A 14,264-nucleotide genomic window follows, 5' to 3' on the forward strand; every position below is an offset into this window, starting at 1 on the left:
CGACGCTGAGCATGCGCACGAAGGCCCATCATGCGGCGCCCCGGGTACGGGAGCGGCCGTGCGCGAGCTGCACGATCGTGCCGGCCTCCTCGGCGACGGCGCGGTGCCGCGCGAGGATCTCGCACCACTCGAAGTCCGTGAGGTGCCCGGCCTTGACGGCGTCGTGGACGCTGCTGAAGTTCGTGCCCTTCAGAGCCTCGATGTACGCGTCGCGGAGGTAGACGTAGCTGCTGAGGGCTGTGCGGGGCGCGTCGGGGTTGGGTTTGCGTCGGCTCATGCGGCGTCTCCCTTCGTGGTGAGGGCGCGCTGGGCGGGACGGTCGCGCTCCACGACGAACGCGGTGAGGTAGCGGGCGCCGAGGACGTACGCGGCGTCCGCGCGTTCGAAGTGCGAGGCGCTCCAGTCGTCCTGACTCATGCGGTGCGCGGCGTCCCGCGCGTCCTGGTGATGCGCGGCGCACAGGGGCAGCAGCAGGTCGTTCGACTGGTCACGGAAGCGCCGGAGGCCGGGCGTGCCGGGCAGGTCCGGGAGGCGCAGGTGATGCAGCTGCACGCCCGTCAGGCCGCACACCGCGCAGGGCTGCGTTGCGAGCCACGCGCGGTAGTCGCGCGCTTCGTCGATGACCTTGATGAGGGCGCCCATGACGTCCTCCCCGGTGGTTTCCGCAGCGAGCGCGGCATGCCGGAGGCTGTCTGGCAGCGCGAGCCAACCACGCGCGAGCCGCGCGGTCGCCTCGGGGTCCGCGAGCGCCTCGGTGGGGCTGACGTGCCGGGCCGTCTCGATGGCCCGCGCGAGGGTGTCCGCCTCGCCGGTCGGGACGCGAATCTCGGTGAGGCCTTTCCCGGCGCGTTCCTTCGTCGCGGCGCGCACCTTGCCGGTCGTGACTTCCTTCCGGACCTGCTGGACCGGGACGGCCTGGTCGATCAGGGCCTGCCCGGCGGCGTGCAGCTCCTCGTCCGTCTCGGCGGCCATGCCTTCCGTGAGGGCGGCGCCGATGCGGACGTCCCGGCTGATGGTGCCGGTGCTGCGGCCCGTGCGGACGCTGTACCAGCTGTAGAAGCCACGTCCGCGTTCCCGCGTGAAGTCGAGGTACAGCTGATACGCGTCCCGGGCGATCTCATGGCCCTGCTCGCGGTGGCCCTTCTGCCGGACGGCGAGCGCGTCGGCGCGGAGTTCGAGGTCTTGCTTGATGACGTGGTGATGCTCGATGCGGGTCACAGGGGCCTCCGTTTTTCAGGTCTGAAAGTTTTAGGGGGCGACCGGGGCCGCCCCCGCGAGGGGCGGTCAGTCGGCGGCGCTGTCGCTCGTGCGGATCGCGACGAAGCGGTCGTTGGTGCCGCGCAGCAGGTAGCGGTCGACCATGCGGCCGATCACGCCGTTCGTGCGGGAGTACGTCCAGTTCAGGCGGGCCGCGACGAGTTTCGCGGTGAGGCCGTGCTGTTCGTGCCGGATGAGGTCGAACACGGCGCGCTCCTCACCGTTGAGTCCGGCGGGCATCACGGTGAGCGTGGTGTGCGTGACGGGCACCGTCTCCGCGCGCTGCGCGTTGCGCGCCTCCCGCTCGGCGGGGTTGAGGGCGTACGTGTACGGCATGCTGGACTCGTCCCGCACGAGGAAGCCCGCGCGAGTGAGCTTCAGGAGGATGGTGTTCGCGCCGCTCTGCGACACGTGACATGCTTCCTCGATCTGCCGACGCGTGACGCTCCCGACGAGCGAGCCGAAGTACGTCCGGACGCGTTCCTCCATCGCCTGTGCCGCGTCCACCGAATCGTCCGACGTCGGCTGCCGGTGGACGTCCTCCTCGACAGCGAGCGTCTCCTCGCGGTCCGTGGCGTCCAGCGCCGGGCTGTCCGAGATGTCCGAACCCACCGAATCGTCCGAGGGTTCCTTCAGGTCCGTCAGGGGCAGCGTGATCGGGCCGACGTCCTCGTGCGTGACCTCGACATGCTCGTCCTCGGCGGTGGGTGTCTCCTCCACCCCGCCCGTGACTTCTACGACGACGGCGTCACCGTCGAGGAACGCCCCGACGAGCTGCGCGAGGTGCCGCAGCTGCAGGTCCGCCTGCCGTCCCACCGCGAGCTGCTCGGCGCGGACGGCCATGCGCGCCTGCACTTCCGTGAGGATCCGCTCGTCCGCGAGCTGTTCGTCTTCGAGGCTCGGCACGAGGGTCGCGAGGCGTTCGAGGTCGGCGATGCGGGCGGACAGGGACACGTGGTGCTGCATGCTGGTCTCCTTTCGAGCTAAGGGCATCAGTCGGCGGCCTGCTGGGCAGGCTGAGTGAACTGCGCTTCGACGAGGGCGGTCACGAGGCCGGGCGGGACGCTGTTGCCGCACTTCTCGACCTGCACGGCCTTCGAGAGCGGACGGCCCTGGAAGAGGAAGTCGATGACGTATGAGTCGGGGAAGCCCTGGCAGCGGTACAGCTCGCGCGGTTCGAGCATCCGCATGCCGATGTCCCACAGGACGTACTTCTCCCCGTCGAGGACGAGCGTCACGAGCCGCGCGGCGCGGTCGGCGGGGTCGAGCTTGTCCAGTGCGGCCGGGCAGTGCGTTTCCAGGAAGGCGAACACCCGCCGGGCGCTCGCGAGCGTCACATCGTCCAGCGCGAGCGCCGCATGCGTGGTGATGACGCCGTCCTTCACGTTCGTGGTGAGGCTCCCGAGCGGTTCGCTCGCGTCGCGCGCGTCGCTCGTGCCGTACTGGCGCAGCACGTGCCCTGTCACGAGGCCGAAGCGGTCGCGGGTGCTCGCGGTGGGCAGCCCCTCGTCGACGGGTTTCGCGTCGGTGGTGCCGTTGTACTGGACGAGCGTCGCCGTGACGAGCGCGTGGTGATCCTGCGCCGTGACGGTCCCGGCGGGCGCTTCGACGCTGCGGTTCGGGTCGTCGTTCCCGCCGCCGTAGTACGGGCTGAAGAACGCGCTGACGACGCCGTACTGACATCCGGTCGAGCGGTCGTCCCCTCCACCGCACACGGTGTGCAGCGGCTCCTCAGGATGCAGACCGGTGCTGTTCTGCCGATACTTCGTGATGTGCGCCGCTGCGACGCCGTGCCGTTGCTTCGCGGTGATCGTCGTGAGCGGAGACGCTGCGCTCGACGCGCCGCTCGGACTGCTCTGGTGGTCAATCTGCAACATGACGGGCGTGAGACTTGCAGCGGCGAGACGCGCGCCGTTCCCGCTCGTCACGACGGTCGGCAGGGGCGCCTCGACGCTCTGCGCGCGCGGCGCCTGCCCGTCACGCTCTCCGTAGCGCGGCGTGAGGTACGGCGTGACGAGGCTGAGCTTGTTGCCCTGCGTCGTGACGGTGTGCGCGGGAGCGTCCACGGCGCAGGGCGCGTTCTCGAAGCTCATCGGGGCAATGAACGGGCGGCGCTCGCCGAGGACGAACTTGTCGATGCCCTTCGCGATGCGCCGCAACGTCGCGGGCTCCAGATCCTTCCGGCCCTTCCCCTGGCGCGCGCGGTCGAAGATGCTGGGCACGGGAATGCTCCAGTCGATGCACTCCGCGGCGGTTCGGACGGGCAGCAGGCCGGGCCCATGCGTCGGTTCGGGCCAGCGGATCGCCTGACCGTCACACCGGGCGATGAGGAAGAACCGTTCGCGGATGGTGGGCACGCCGTAGCGGTCGGCGCGCATCACGCGAGACTCCACGACGTACCCGAGCCGTTCGAGGTGCCGCACGAACGCGCGGTGAATGCGGCCCTCGCGGCTCTTGCGCTTGTCCGCGACGAGCTGCATGCAGCCGTCCTCGTCGTACTGGACGGGTCCGCGCGGCGGGTTCTGTCGGGGCGTGCCGGGCTTGCGGCGGCGCTTCGGGCGGTTCGGCCACGGCGCGTCCTTCGCTCGTTCACGCTTCGCGACGAGGCCGGTCCACTTGGCGAACTCCGGGACGTTTTCGAGGATGATGACGTCCGGACGCACCTGGCCCGCCCAGCGGCACGCGACCCACGCGAGCGAGCGGATGTTGCGGTCCACGGGCTTCCCGCCCTTCGCGCGGGAGTGGTGCTTGCAGTCCGGGGAGAGCCACAGCAACGCGACGGGCTTCCCGCCGGTCGCTTCGCGCGGGTCCACCTCAAAGACGTCCTCACGGTAGTGCCGCGTGTACGGGTGGTTGATCTGGTGCATGGCGACGGCGGCTTCGTCATGGTTGACGGCGACGTCGGGGGAGCGTCCGAGGGCGTGCTCGATGCCGAGGCTGACGCCGCCACCGCCCGCGAAGAGGTCCACGATGAGCTTCCCTTCGAGCGCGTGCTTCCCGGGGTGCAGGTACGTGAAGAGCGGCAGCAACTGTTCGGGCTGAACGGCGCGCTTCATGCCTCACCTCCGAGGTCAAACAGGCTCGGCTGGCGCATCGCGCCGAGCGGCAGGGCGGGCAGGACGGGCGGCTTCGGCCGGATTCGCTCGACGGCCTCGTCTACGGTGACCCGGACGACGTCACGGCCCGCGCGTTCATGGACCCGCACGAACACGTCCGTGACGCCCTCCCGGTCGATGCTCGTCGAGTACAGGCAGCCGTCCGCGTCCAGCGCGAGGAGGAAGTGCGACGCGTACCACTTCGGCACGTGCGGCGTCTCCCGCACCTTGTCCGTGTGAGGGCTCACCAGGCCCTCCCGGCGCTCTGCGAGGCCTGCGCGTCCTGCTGCGCCTTCCACGCCCGGCGCGCTTCACGGCGGTACTTCGTCGCCCACGCAATCACCTCGGGCGACGCGGGCATGGGCTGCGTGGTGCCGCTGCCCCAGATGGGCGACACGCCGAACCGCGCGCGGTACGCGTAGTACGCCCAGCCGGGCTTCTTGTCCCACGCCGCGGCGAGTCCGAGGAGCATCCGGTACCACGTGCGCTTCTCCTCGAGGCTGACCTTCTCGCGGCGGCCCGTGCGGAACTCCGTGAGCTCTCCGTCGAGGACGTCCACGTCCTGCGGGGCGCGTTCGCGGGCGTGCACGTGGCCGCAGGCCGGGCAGACCTTCGAGCCGAAGAAGATCGCGCAGCACGCCTCACACGTGACCTCTTTCGGGTCGCGGGGCTCCGCGGGCTTGCGCTTCTTCGTGTTCGCGCCCTTCCCCGTCTCCAGCGTCCACGTCTCGTACTCCTCCACCGGACCGAGCCGCAGCGTGTTCCCCGCGTGGTCCAGCACGAGACAGTGATCCTTCCCCTCGCTCGGGCGCAGGCCACGCCCGAGACACTGCAGATGCAGGATGGGGCTCTTCGTGGGCCGCGCCATCACGACGACGCCGATGTTCGGCACGTCGAGACCCTCCGTGGCGACGGCGACGTTCGTCGTCACCTGGTACTCGCCCGCGCGGAAGGCCGCCATCAGCTCGTCACGGACGTCCGTCGGGGTGGTGCCGTCGATGTGCATGGCATTGATCCCCGCACGAACGAACGCGTCGCGCAGGGCGATGGAGTGCCGCACGGTCGTCGCGAAGACGATGCCCTGCCGGTCCCCGGCGAGGCGCGCGAAGTGCGTGACGATGTCGCCCACGATCTGCGGGCGGTTCATGACCGCTTCGAGATCGTCGTCGCTGTAGTCCCCGCCGACCGTGCGGACCCCTTCGAGGTCCGGGTTGCTGGGCGCGTAGTAGCGGGGCCGCACGAGGTAGTTGGCTTCGAAGGCCTGCGCGTACGTGATGGCCTGCACGAGCTCCTCGTACACGTCCCCGAGTCCCGCGCCGTCCGTGCGGGTGGGCGTGGCGGTCAGCCCGACGTGCACGGCGTTCGGGAAGCGGTCGTACAGGTCGCGGTACGTCGCGGCGGTCGCGTGGTGGCACTCGTCCGTGACGATCACCGTGACGTTGAGCGGGTCGAAACTGCCCGCCTTGAGCCGCGCGCGGTACGACGGGACCGTCCCGACGAAAGCCTGTTCGAGGTTGCTGGGCTTGTGACCCGGCAGGATCAGCCCGTGCCGCACACCGAGCAGCGTGAGCTTGTCGCTGCACTGCTGGATCAGCTCGCGGCGATGCGCCACGAAGAGCGCCGTCCCACCACGCTCCACCGCGCGCCGGATGATCTCCGCGGCGAACACCATCTTCCCCGTCCCGGTCGGGGCGGTGAGGAGCACGCGGCGCTTGCCCTGCGCGAGCAGCGCCCGCACCCGCTGGATGCCGTTCGCCTGGTAGTCGCGGAGCTTGATGCCGACCGGCGGGACCGTCAGGAGCGGCGCGTTCATGCGTCCACCCCCAGAACGACCCGCATCGGCTCACCGGCGGCGAGCGCGTCGAGGCCCGCTTCGGCGCGACGTTCGAGGGCCCGGCGGTACTTCAGGACGCGCTGCTCACTACGAACGCCGAGCCGCGCGAGGGTCTGCGAGCGCAACGCCCACTGCCGCGCGCGCTCCAAGCTGTCCGCGAGGCGATGCCGGGCGCGCGTCTCGACTTCCACTTCACGTTGCGCGTCCGCCCAGTACGCCCGCAGGGGGCACGCGAGGGCGCCGTCACGGGTGAGGTAGCCACGCTCGGCGAGCGTCGAGAGGTCCGCGCGCACCCGATCGACGCTGCGGCCCGCACGAAGCGCCAGCTGCTCCGGCGTCAGGCCGGGCGTACGGGACAGCATCGCGGCGGTGAGGCGGGCCTGCGCGAGCGGCGTCGCGGGCGGCACCGACACCATAGGCGTAGCCTCACAGGTAGGAGTTCGGGTGGTGTCGGTGACCCTCGCGGCGCGTCTGACGGCGTACGTCTGCGGTTTCACCGCGAGACTTTTTCGGTGCTCCTCGGTGAAGCGCAGGAACGCCAGGAAGCGCGGGTCGAGGGGCACGCTGATGACGAGGGGGCTGCGAGGGTCGCTGGGGTCGCGCCGCTCGACACGGCCGAGCAGCCCGAGCGAGCTCGCATGCTGAAGCCGCGCGCTGATGTCCACGGGGCGGCCCCGACCGAGAGCGGACAGGCCGATCGTGCCGCCTACCATCACCGCGAGGTGCTCGCCGCGCGGTTCGATGTTGCCGCTCGCGGCGGCGACGTACACGTCCGCGATGAGCTCCGCGAGGGCGGTCTTGCTGTTCGGGTGGCCGGGCAGACCACCGATGAAGCTGATGGCGCGGTCGAGGACGTCCTCGTAATGCGCCTCCCACAGGCTGCGGCTGCCCTCGACGATGTCCTGCGGGATGAGGGGGCCGCGCGGCTCGCTGTACGATCGGCCATCCCAGCGGGCGAGGACGCGCTCGATGGTGCGCTGCCCGTACGTGGCGCCGTCCGCGTAGTGCTTCTCGTCCCACTTGTCGCGCATGAGGCCCGTCTGCCGGAACAGCGCGTCCATGCGCGCGGCGTCCCCGCCCGTCCAGAACGCGAGGTGGCCGCACAGTGCGAAGTCAGCGGCGCTGTGGTCCCCGCCGTGGGCGCTGACGTCGCCCGTGGCGAGCGCGCGAATTGCGGCGCCGCTCTTGCTGTCGAACATCCGCTGCCACACCTGCGCGTCGGACAGGTTCACCGTGCCGCTCAGGCGGCCCGTGACGGGCGTGGCGCGGGACACGCGAGGTGCAGGCGCGAGGACCGTCCGGACGAGCTCCTCGACGAAGCCAGCGCCGTCCGTGATGGAGTGCGGGGTGATGGCGTTCCCGGTGATCGTGAAGAACCTTCCCGAGCAGTACGCTTCGAGCTCGACGCCCACGTCCAGGCGCACCTTGTGCCGGACGCCTTCGGGCAGGTGACCGCGCAGGATGACGCGCGCGCCCCGCCCGCTGGGCGTGATCTCGGCGTAACTGCCCGCGCGGTCGATCATGTCCTGCACGACGCCCGGGACGCCCTCGCCGTCCCAGTCCTTCCAGTCGAAGTCGAGGCCGAGGTAGCCGGTGGCGTGCACGTTGAAGCCGACGCCGTCGAAGCCGTGACGCTCGCAGACCTTCACGGCGAGGTCGTAGCTCGCCCAGGTTCGCGGGTCGTTGCTGCGCGCGCCGAACCGGGGAGCGCGCGGCTGGTAGGGGCTCTTCGTGCGCTTCGTGACGCCCGCGCGATTCGGGCGGTCCTCGTAGGCCCACACGACCCAGATGGGGAACTGCGCGAGCTCGCGCAGAGCGAGGTTGTCACTCGGATTTTCAGGGCTGAAAGTTTGCATGGCGGCTCCGATGAGGGATGAAACGGGGCCAGCGCGAGGCTGGCCCCGGAGGGTCAGTTGTGGGCCTGCAGGAAGGACGTGCGCGTCTCCGCGAGGGCGGTGTTGCTCGCGGTGCTCATGTGGTCGAGGAAGTGCTGCGCTTCCTCGGCGGTGAGGTCCTTCGTGCTGCTGATCGTCCGCTTGACCTTGCTGCTGATCCACGCGAGCCGCGCGGCGCGGTCCTCGTCACGCCAGCCCATGCGGTTCAGGTGCGCCATGAGCGCCTTGCGTTGCCCCTCCGTGATGCGGGGCGCGTCGGGGTTCTGAGGGGCGCCCGCGTCGGGTGTGGCGGCGGCCGAGCGCTTCGCGAGCGCGGCGAGTTCCGAGTACGCGGCGCGCGCCGCCTCGACGTCCGTCCGCCATTCGTGCCGCGCGAGGATCTCTTCGACGTGCTTGCCACGACCCTGCGCGCGGAGCTTCGCGGCGACGTCGCCAATCATGCTCGCGCCCTTCTCCAGCGCCTGGCGTTTCTCGACCTCGGCGGCGGTCTCCTTGGGCGGCGTGGTGCCGCGCTGCCCCTGCGTGCGGGTGGTGCTGACGGGCGGACGCTGACCGCTCGCGGCGTTGCCGTCGTCGTCGTCCGCGACGATGCCGAGGATGGCGCTCATGGCGTAACGGCGCAGGTACGTGATGGCGCTGCCGTAGCCCTGCGGGTCGTCCTTCACGAGGCGCGTCTGGCTGACGCTGCTGAGGTACTCGCCGCTCTGATGCAGCAGCACGGTCTCCAGCGCGGCATGCCCGGGCTCGCAGGGCATCGGCATCTGCACGACGCTCAGGCCGTTCGCCTGCAGGGCGGGCCGCGCAGCTTCCCAGACCGCGCCGAGGTCGGCGTACCGGGAGCGGAAGGCGGGGTTGGTGCTGTCCTTCACGGCGACCTGCAGCTGTCCCTGCGCGGCGACGAGGGCGCCCGCGATGTTGGTGATGTTCTCGCTTCGATTCACGGCTTCCTCCGGGTCAGCGGTACGCCCAGATGGCGCGGCGCAGCAGGTCGAGAGCGGTGCGGGCGGCGGGGCCGGGCACGAGACGCTCCACGAAGGGCTTGACGGCGAGCACGAGGTCCGCGTCGGTCGGCGCGACGAAACTGCGCGTGACGGTGCCGTCGCTTACGCCGGTCACGCCGGTCTGGTGGCACGAGATCTGCAGCAGGTGACGCGGTTCGAGCGCGAGCGGATCGGTCGGCTCGACGACGGCGAGCGTGAAGTGCTTGCTGGGTCTCGCGTGCGTGTCGTGCTGCCCGGCGCTGCTCATGCGCACGGTGTGCTGCATGTGGAACTCGACGACGAAGACAGGCTCTGCGCGCGAGAACGTCGCGCCGCTCTGGACGTGGGCGGTCACAGGTCACCTCCGGACGTGACGGGCTGACAAAACAGCGCGAGGAGCAACGCGACCGCGCAGGTGCAGCTGCTCGCGAGGGCGACCGCGCCGAGGAGGCGCACGCTGCCGCTGTCGAGGTGGCTGGTGTACAGCAGCGCGAACGCTACGACGCTGACGATGTAGAGGGTGGCGAGCAGCACGACCGCGACCGTCTTGCGTTCGCCGCTGACGCTCGTCGGGAGGTCGAGGAGACCGTCCTGCGCGTCCCGGACCCGCTGGACGTGGGACAGGTTGACGCGCAGGCCGCGGCTGTCGCTGGTGCTGAGCCGCGTGACGACGCGGTCCAGTTCGCCGGCGGCCAGCGGGGAGTGACGGCGCAGCATCACGCGGCCACCTTCTCGATGAGCTCGACGTCGCCGTTGCAGATGGCCGTCTGAAGGCAGGCCGTCCAGAGCTCGGCGTGCCAGGCGTCGACGACACGTCCGTCCACGCTGACGGCACCTTCGGCGGTGATCTTCACGCGGTAGCTGGACCGGGGACCGTCGGTCCAGTCGCGAACGAAGAGGCGGTACTCGACGCTCGTCAGACCCTTGGCGTGCATCTGGTCCGTGGCCTGCGCGACGACGCTGACGAAACGGAGGGGGGTGCTCGTGCTATCGTTCATGTGTAACTCCGATCTGCCGCGCCTGGGCCGTAACCCCACAGGGCGCGGTTGTTCGTTTCAGCGCTGGCCCGATGCCTTGCGCTGCCGCACGCCCGAGCGGGCGGTGTCGGTGAGGGTGGTCGTGACGGCCGTGCCGAGCAGGTAGCTCATGAGGTGCTGGTGCGGGACGATCCACTTGCCCTTCGCGCCGCGGATACCCTGGAGGGTTCCGGCGCGGAGGAGCTCGTAGACTTCGTGTTCGCTCATGGAGCACTGCTCGGCGACTTCCGGCACGGAGTAGGCGAGCTTCGTGGCCGTCTGGGGTGCCACGAGGCTCGGGAGGACGCGGGTGAGGACGCGTTCGAGCGCGCCTTCGATGGTGTCGGTGAAGGTCTGGTCGAGGCTCACGCGCTTACTTCCTGTCCATTTTCTACGTTTTTAAACGTAGACGGGTCAAAAAAAAGTTCGTGTACAGGAACGTCCAGCACGCGCGCGATCGCTTCAGCGGTCTTGGTTTCGACGCCCTGCGCGCGTCCGGACTCGTGAGCCCGGATGGTGGAGATCGAGACCTCCGCGTCTGCGGCGAGACGCTCCTGACGCATGCCCTTGGCCTCGCGCAGCCGTCGCAACTGAGTCATCCGCATACGTCCATTCTAGATGTTTTAAAACGTTTTACAAGTGGTCATGTCTGGACTGAACCTTTGAGAATGGTGCAACCCGGCGAGTATCGTTCTCGTACCAGTACGCCATGTACTCGCCCACTATGCCGAGAGTCAGCAAGAACCGTCCCGACGTCCCCAAGTGGGCGCGCGCCATCGCGCTCCGACGGGTCGAACTGGGCCGCACGCAAACCCAGCTCGCCGAAGACGGCGGGCAGGACGACCAGGGCCGAGACTACCTCACCCAGTCCAACGTCGCTGACGCCGAAACCGGCAGAGTGCACCTCCTCAACATGGGCTACGGCCGGGTTCTCGCGCTCGCGCGCGCCCTCGGCTGGACGCTGGCCGAGCTGCAGCTCGCCACCGGCCTCGACCTCGGCACCGGCGGCAACCTCGTCCCCGTAGGAGACCAGACCGCCCGCGTGTACCCCCTTCTCGGCGCGGGCAGCCCCACGACCGAGCCACTGCCCGGCGTGGAGATCGTGCGAGGCGTCCACCCGCCCCGCTTCCGCATCTACCGCGTGGACGTCCCCGACATGGACGCGTCCACCCCCACCGCGATCCGCCCTGGCGAGCACGCCTACGTGAACCTCGACCAGGTTCAGCCCGTCGAGGGCGACGTCTACCTCGTCCTCGCCTCGGACCGCCCACGACTACGCCGCTGGGGCACCACGCCTTTTGGTCACGCCTGGATCGCCGACAACCGCAACCTCGACCCCATCCCGCCGGGCATTCCCGTGCTGGGCCGTGTGTACCGCGTCACTAGCGACCGCAGCACGAGCTCGCACAAGAACTGAGCCCAGGAGGTTCCTGAATGAGCGTCAGCGTCCCGTCCACGTCTTCACCCTCTCGTTATGTTCGGCACAGGATCGCGGTGCCCGTTTACGGTGTCGTCTCAGCGGGAACACCAAGCGGACCCAGCGGCTTCGACCGCACCGACCGCCTCTACCTTCCCATCCCCCGCGAGCTCGACCGGCCTGGCCTCGAAATCTATCAAGTCACCGGACACAGCATGGACGACGGCACCGAACGCGGCATCCGTGACGGCGAATACGTCCTCGTGGACCGGCACGACCTCTTCACCCGCTACGACAAGGTCTACGCCTGGATCGACCCGTGGAACGAACTGATCGCCAAACGCCTCGGCCTCTACCACGGCCGCCGCGCCCTCTTGAGCAACAACCGGGACTACGACCCCATCACGAACATCCGCGACTACCGGATGCTGGGACGCATCTACGCCGTGTACACCGACGACACTCACCTCCGCAGAGTCTAGGAGCGCCCATGTACAAGGTCATCCTGTCCGCCCTCATCGCCGTCGCCGTCACCTCGTGCGCGCCCAGCGCCACTGTCAGCACGCCATTCGGCACGGCGACCGTCCCTCTCCAGTCACGCACTGCCGACCCGGACCTCGTCACGCCGCCCGGCTACGACAACACCGCCGAGTGTGCCAGCGCGAAAATCAGCTACCAGGGCCGCCTCGAGTACACGGTGCCCGCGAAGTTCCCCGAACCCACCCGCAACGTCACCGTCAACCGGGACAACTACCGCCTGCTGTGCACCGACGGATCCTTCGTCTCCACTGCGAACACCCTCACCGTCAAGCAGCCCACGCTTGCCGCGGCGCTCGCCCGCTTCGTTCCCGAAGCGTACGGACCTGCCGACTCCTTCTCCGGTACCGGCGCCCTCGACTTCACCACCCCCGGTCAGGTCACCTTCGTGCCTCGCTACCGCGACGTGCCGAGCGGCATCGTCATCGCCGCGCAGCAGCCCGGCACTGCCCTCACCCCGCTCGTCTTCGACGGTAAGGCCAGCGTCGTCACGTACGACCCGACGAAACCGCTCGACCTGTACGCCCGCAAGACACAGGACAATTCTTCCGTCCCGTGGGCGCGGCTCACGCTCGACCCGAACGGCACTGTCACCGTGTACCGTGAGGCCCCCTTCCCCGCCCAATGACCAAACCCACACCACGTAAGAAGCCACGCCGCCGCGTCCGCACCAACGGTGAAGGCAACCTCCGACAGCGCAAGAACGGCAGCTGGGAAGGGCGCCTCACCGTCGGGTACGACGACGGCGGCAAGCAGATCACGAAGAGCGTGTACGGCCCGACGAAGGCTGCCGCCGCGATGAAGCTCGCCGAGTTGCAGATCAAGCACGGCAAAGGCGAGATGGTCCGGCAGGGGCACGTGCCGCTCGGCGCGTGGCTCGCGGACTACGTCGACAGCTTCACCGGCACGGACCGCCGCGAGAACACCCTGCACAAGTACCGTACATACCTCGAACTCGCCCGGCCGCTCGACCGCGTGAACTTGCGCGACCTCCGAGCCAGCGACCTCGAACGTCTCTACCGCGCGCTCGCCGCTGACGGGTACTCGCACAGCACCGTCGCGCACGTCCGCACCTTCCTCAACAATGCCCTCAAGCGCGCCGTGCGCTACGAGATGATCCCCTCCAGTCCCGGAGAGCTCGCCGAGATGCCCCGCATCGCCCGACCGAAGGCCGCGAAACCCATGGATCAGGACGGCGCCGGCAAGCTCCTGCGTGCCGCGCAGGGCACCCGCTGGGCGCCGATGCTGCACGTCGCGTTCGCCCTGGGTCTACGCCGCGGCGAACTCCTCGGGTTGAGGTGGGAGGACCTCGACGTGTGGAAGGAGCCCGGGCCTGACGGTCAGGTCGTCGAGCGCGGCGCCATTCACATCCGCCGCGCCGTCATCAACGAGATCAACAAGGTCGTGGTGGGCGACCTCAAGACCAAGGGCAGCCGCCGCACCCTGTACCTGCCCACACCGACGCTGCAGCTGCTCCAACGGCACCGGGAGGCCCAGGCGCTGGAAATGGCCGCCGCACCTCGATGGGACGATCCGGGCTGGATCTTCCCGTCCACGGTCGGCACCCCCACTGGACCGAACAACTTCCTGCGGGCGTACCGCTCGATCCTGAAGAAGGCCGGGCTGCCCAGCGGGCACCGCCTGCACGACTTGAGGCACAGCTACGCCTCATGGTTGATCGCTCAAGGGGTAGACCCGCGTACCCTCGCGGACCTGCTCGGGCATGCCGACCCGCGCTTCACGATGAGCGTGTACGTCCACAGTCAGGAGGATCAGCGGAAGCGGGCCGCCGCGGCGACTGAGGGTCTCCTCGGGAACCTCCTCGACCAGACCGGGTGACGTATGGGTACGTTATGGGTAAGGTTGAACGGCCTCCATTGCTGGAGGCCGTTCTGTTGGTGGGCGGTATAGGATTTGAACCTACGACCCTTCGCGTGTGAAGTCAGCTCGCGTCCGTCTCGGTTCTTCCTCGTTCGTCCTGATTGCTGCTGTGGCGGGGGCTTTCGCTGGGCAGGCTGAAGGTTCGTCGAGGTCCGTACCCATCCGGTAAGGGTGCTGCATGGGTGCCGCCGTATGTGCGGGTGTCTGCAAGGCTGGGATCTTGTAGGCTTTCGGCATGGCAAAGTACGTTCTGGAAGTCTATACGGTGGGCGGGACGAGATTCACGTTCGTGAACCTTGAGCGGGGCGCAATTGATTCTGCTCGGACAGCATTAGCAGATGTCTCAAATGTA

At 69.2% G+C, this 14,264-nt stretch carries 17 protein-coding genes; 4 read left to right on the forward strand and 13 right to left on the reverse strand.

All coding sequences use genetic code 11. The annotated features are described in order from the left end of the window. Window positions 1-28 precede the first annotated feature (28 nt). From DEIPI_RS0100970 to DEIPI_RS36325, 13 genes are all read right to left on the reverse strand, one after another. Window positions 29-277 (reverse strand): hypothetical protein, encoded by a 249-nt coding sequence (locus DEIPI_RS0100970; protein WP_027480559.1) that lies wholly within the window; start codon window positions 275-277, stop codon window positions 29-31. Then, window positions 274-1,218, reverse strand: a complete 945-nt coding sequence (locus DEIPI_RS0100975; RefSeq protein ID WP_027480560.1) for a hypothetical protein — start codon at window positions 1,216-1,218, stop codon at window positions 274-276. Before DEIPI_RS0100975 ends, DEIPI_RS0100970 begins: the two co-directional genes overlap by 4 nt. A 66-nt stretch (window positions 1,219-1,284) precedes the next feature. Further along, entirely contained in the window at window positions 1,285-2,223 is a 939-nt protein-coding gene (locus DEIPI_RS0100980) for a hypothetical protein (protein ID WP_027480561.1), read from the reverse strand. 26 nt (window positions 2,224-2,249) lie between these two features. Then, window positions 2,250-4,313: a DNA cytosine methyltransferase gene (locus DEIPI_RS35185; protein ID WP_052351555.1), complete on the reverse strand. Its 2,064-nt coding sequence runs from the start codon at window positions 4,311-4,313 to the stop codon at window positions 2,250-2,252. Further along, a complete protein-coding gene (locus DEIPI_RS0100990) occupies window positions 4,310-4,600 on the reverse strand; it encodes a hypothetical protein (protein ID WP_027480562.1) in 291 nt (96 codons plus the stop codon). The genes DEIPI_RS35185 and DEIPI_RS0100990 overlap by 4 nt, the downstream gene beginning before the upstream one ends. Then, window positions 4,597-6,165 carry a DEAD/DEAH box helicase gene (locus DEIPI_RS27465; protein WP_052351556.1) on the reverse strand — a complete coding sequence of 523 codons (1,569 nt, stop codon included), beginning with the start codon at window positions 6,163-6,165 and terminating at the stop codon, window positions 4,597-4,599. Before DEIPI_RS27465 ends, DEIPI_RS0100990 begins: the two co-directional genes overlap by 4 nt. Beyond that, window positions 6,162-8,042 (reverse strand): phage NrS-1 polymerase family protein, encoded by a 1,881-nt coding sequence (locus tag DEIPI_RS0101000; protein ID WP_027480563.1) that lies wholly within the window; start codon window positions 8,040-8,042, stop codon window positions 6,162-6,164. Before DEIPI_RS0101000 ends, DEIPI_RS27465 begins: the two co-directional genes overlap by 4 nt. Window positions 8,043-8,095: 53 nt before the next feature. After that, a complete protein-coding gene (locus DEIPI_RS35190; protein WP_052351557.1) occupies window positions 8,096-9,022 on the reverse strand; it encodes an ERF family protein in 927 nt (308 codons plus the stop codon). A gap of 13 nt (window positions 9,023-9,035) precedes the next feature. Then, the gene (locus tag DEIPI_RS0101010) at window positions 9,036-9,416 is read right to left on the reverse strand and encodes a hypothetical protein (protein WP_027480564.1); all 381 of its coding nucleotides are present in this window, start codon (window positions 9,414-9,416) and stop codon (window positions 9,036-9,038) included. Continuing rightward, entirely contained in the window at window positions 9,413-9,778 is a 366-nt protein-coding gene (locus DEIPI_RS0101015) for a hypothetical protein (RefSeq protein ID WP_027480565.1), read from the reverse strand. Before DEIPI_RS0101015 ends, DEIPI_RS0101010 begins: the two co-directional genes overlap by 4 nt. Next, complete coding sequence (locus DEIPI_RS0101020) at window positions 9,778-10,059, reverse strand: hypothetical protein (protein WP_027480566.1); 282 nt, start codon at window positions 10,057-10,059, stop codon at window positions 9,778-9,780. Before DEIPI_RS0101020 ends, DEIPI_RS0101015 begins: the two co-directional genes overlap by 1 nt. Window positions 10,060-10,116: 57 nt before the next feature. Next, complete coding sequence (locus tag DEIPI_RS0101025) at window positions 10,117-10,446, reverse strand: helix-turn-helix domain-containing protein (RefSeq protein WP_027480567.1); 330 nt, start codon at window positions 10,444-10,446, stop codon at window positions 10,117-10,119. After that, entirely contained in the window at window positions 10,443-10,676 is a 234-nt protein-coding gene (locus DEIPI_RS36325; protein WP_169736996.1) for a helix-turn-helix transcriptional regulator, read from the reverse strand. The genes DEIPI_RS0101025 and DEIPI_RS36325 overlap by 4 nt, the downstream gene beginning before the upstream one ends. A gap of 110 nt (window positions 10,677-10,786) precedes the next feature. On the opposite strand from DEIPI_RS36325, the gene DEIPI_RS0101030 reads away from it, so the two are divergent. The 4 genes from DEIPI_RS0101030 to DEIPI_RS0101045 all read left to right on the forward strand — a co-directional run bounded on the left by DEIPI_RS0101030 (window position 10,787) and on the right by DEIPI_RS0101045 (window position 13,870). Beyond that, a complete protein-coding gene (locus DEIPI_RS0101030; RefSeq protein ID WP_157463374.1) occupies window positions 10,787-11,494 on the forward strand; it encodes a helix-turn-helix domain-containing protein in 708 nt (235 codons plus the stop codon). Between the two features lie 77 nt (window positions 11,495-11,571). Continuing rightward, window positions 11,572-11,976, forward strand: a complete 405-nt coding sequence (locus tag DEIPI_RS36330) for a LexA family protein (protein WP_169736997.1) — start codon at window positions 11,572-11,574, stop codon at window positions 11,974-11,976. 8 nt (window positions 11,977-11,984) lie between these two features. Next, the gene (locus DEIPI_RS0101040; RefSeq protein ID WP_027480570.1) at window positions 11,985-12,659 is read left to right on the forward strand and encodes a hypothetical protein; all 675 of its coding nucleotides are present in this window, start codon (window positions 11,985-11,987) and stop codon (window positions 12,657-12,659) included. Continuing rightward, window positions 12,656-13,870 (forward strand): tyrosine-type recombinase/integrase, encoded by a 1,215-nt coding sequence (locus tag DEIPI_RS0101045; protein WP_027480571.1) that lies wholly within the window; start codon window positions 12,656-12,658, stop codon window positions 13,868-13,870. Before DEIPI_RS0101040 ends, DEIPI_RS0101045 begins: the two co-directional genes overlap by 4 nt. Window positions 13,871-14,264 lie beyond the last annotated feature (394 nt).

This window comes from Deinococcus pimensis DSM 21231 (assembly GCF_000519345.1).
Lineage (GTDB): Bacteria > Deinococcota > Deinococci > Deinococcales > Deinococcaceae > Deinococcus_A > Deinococcus_A pimensis.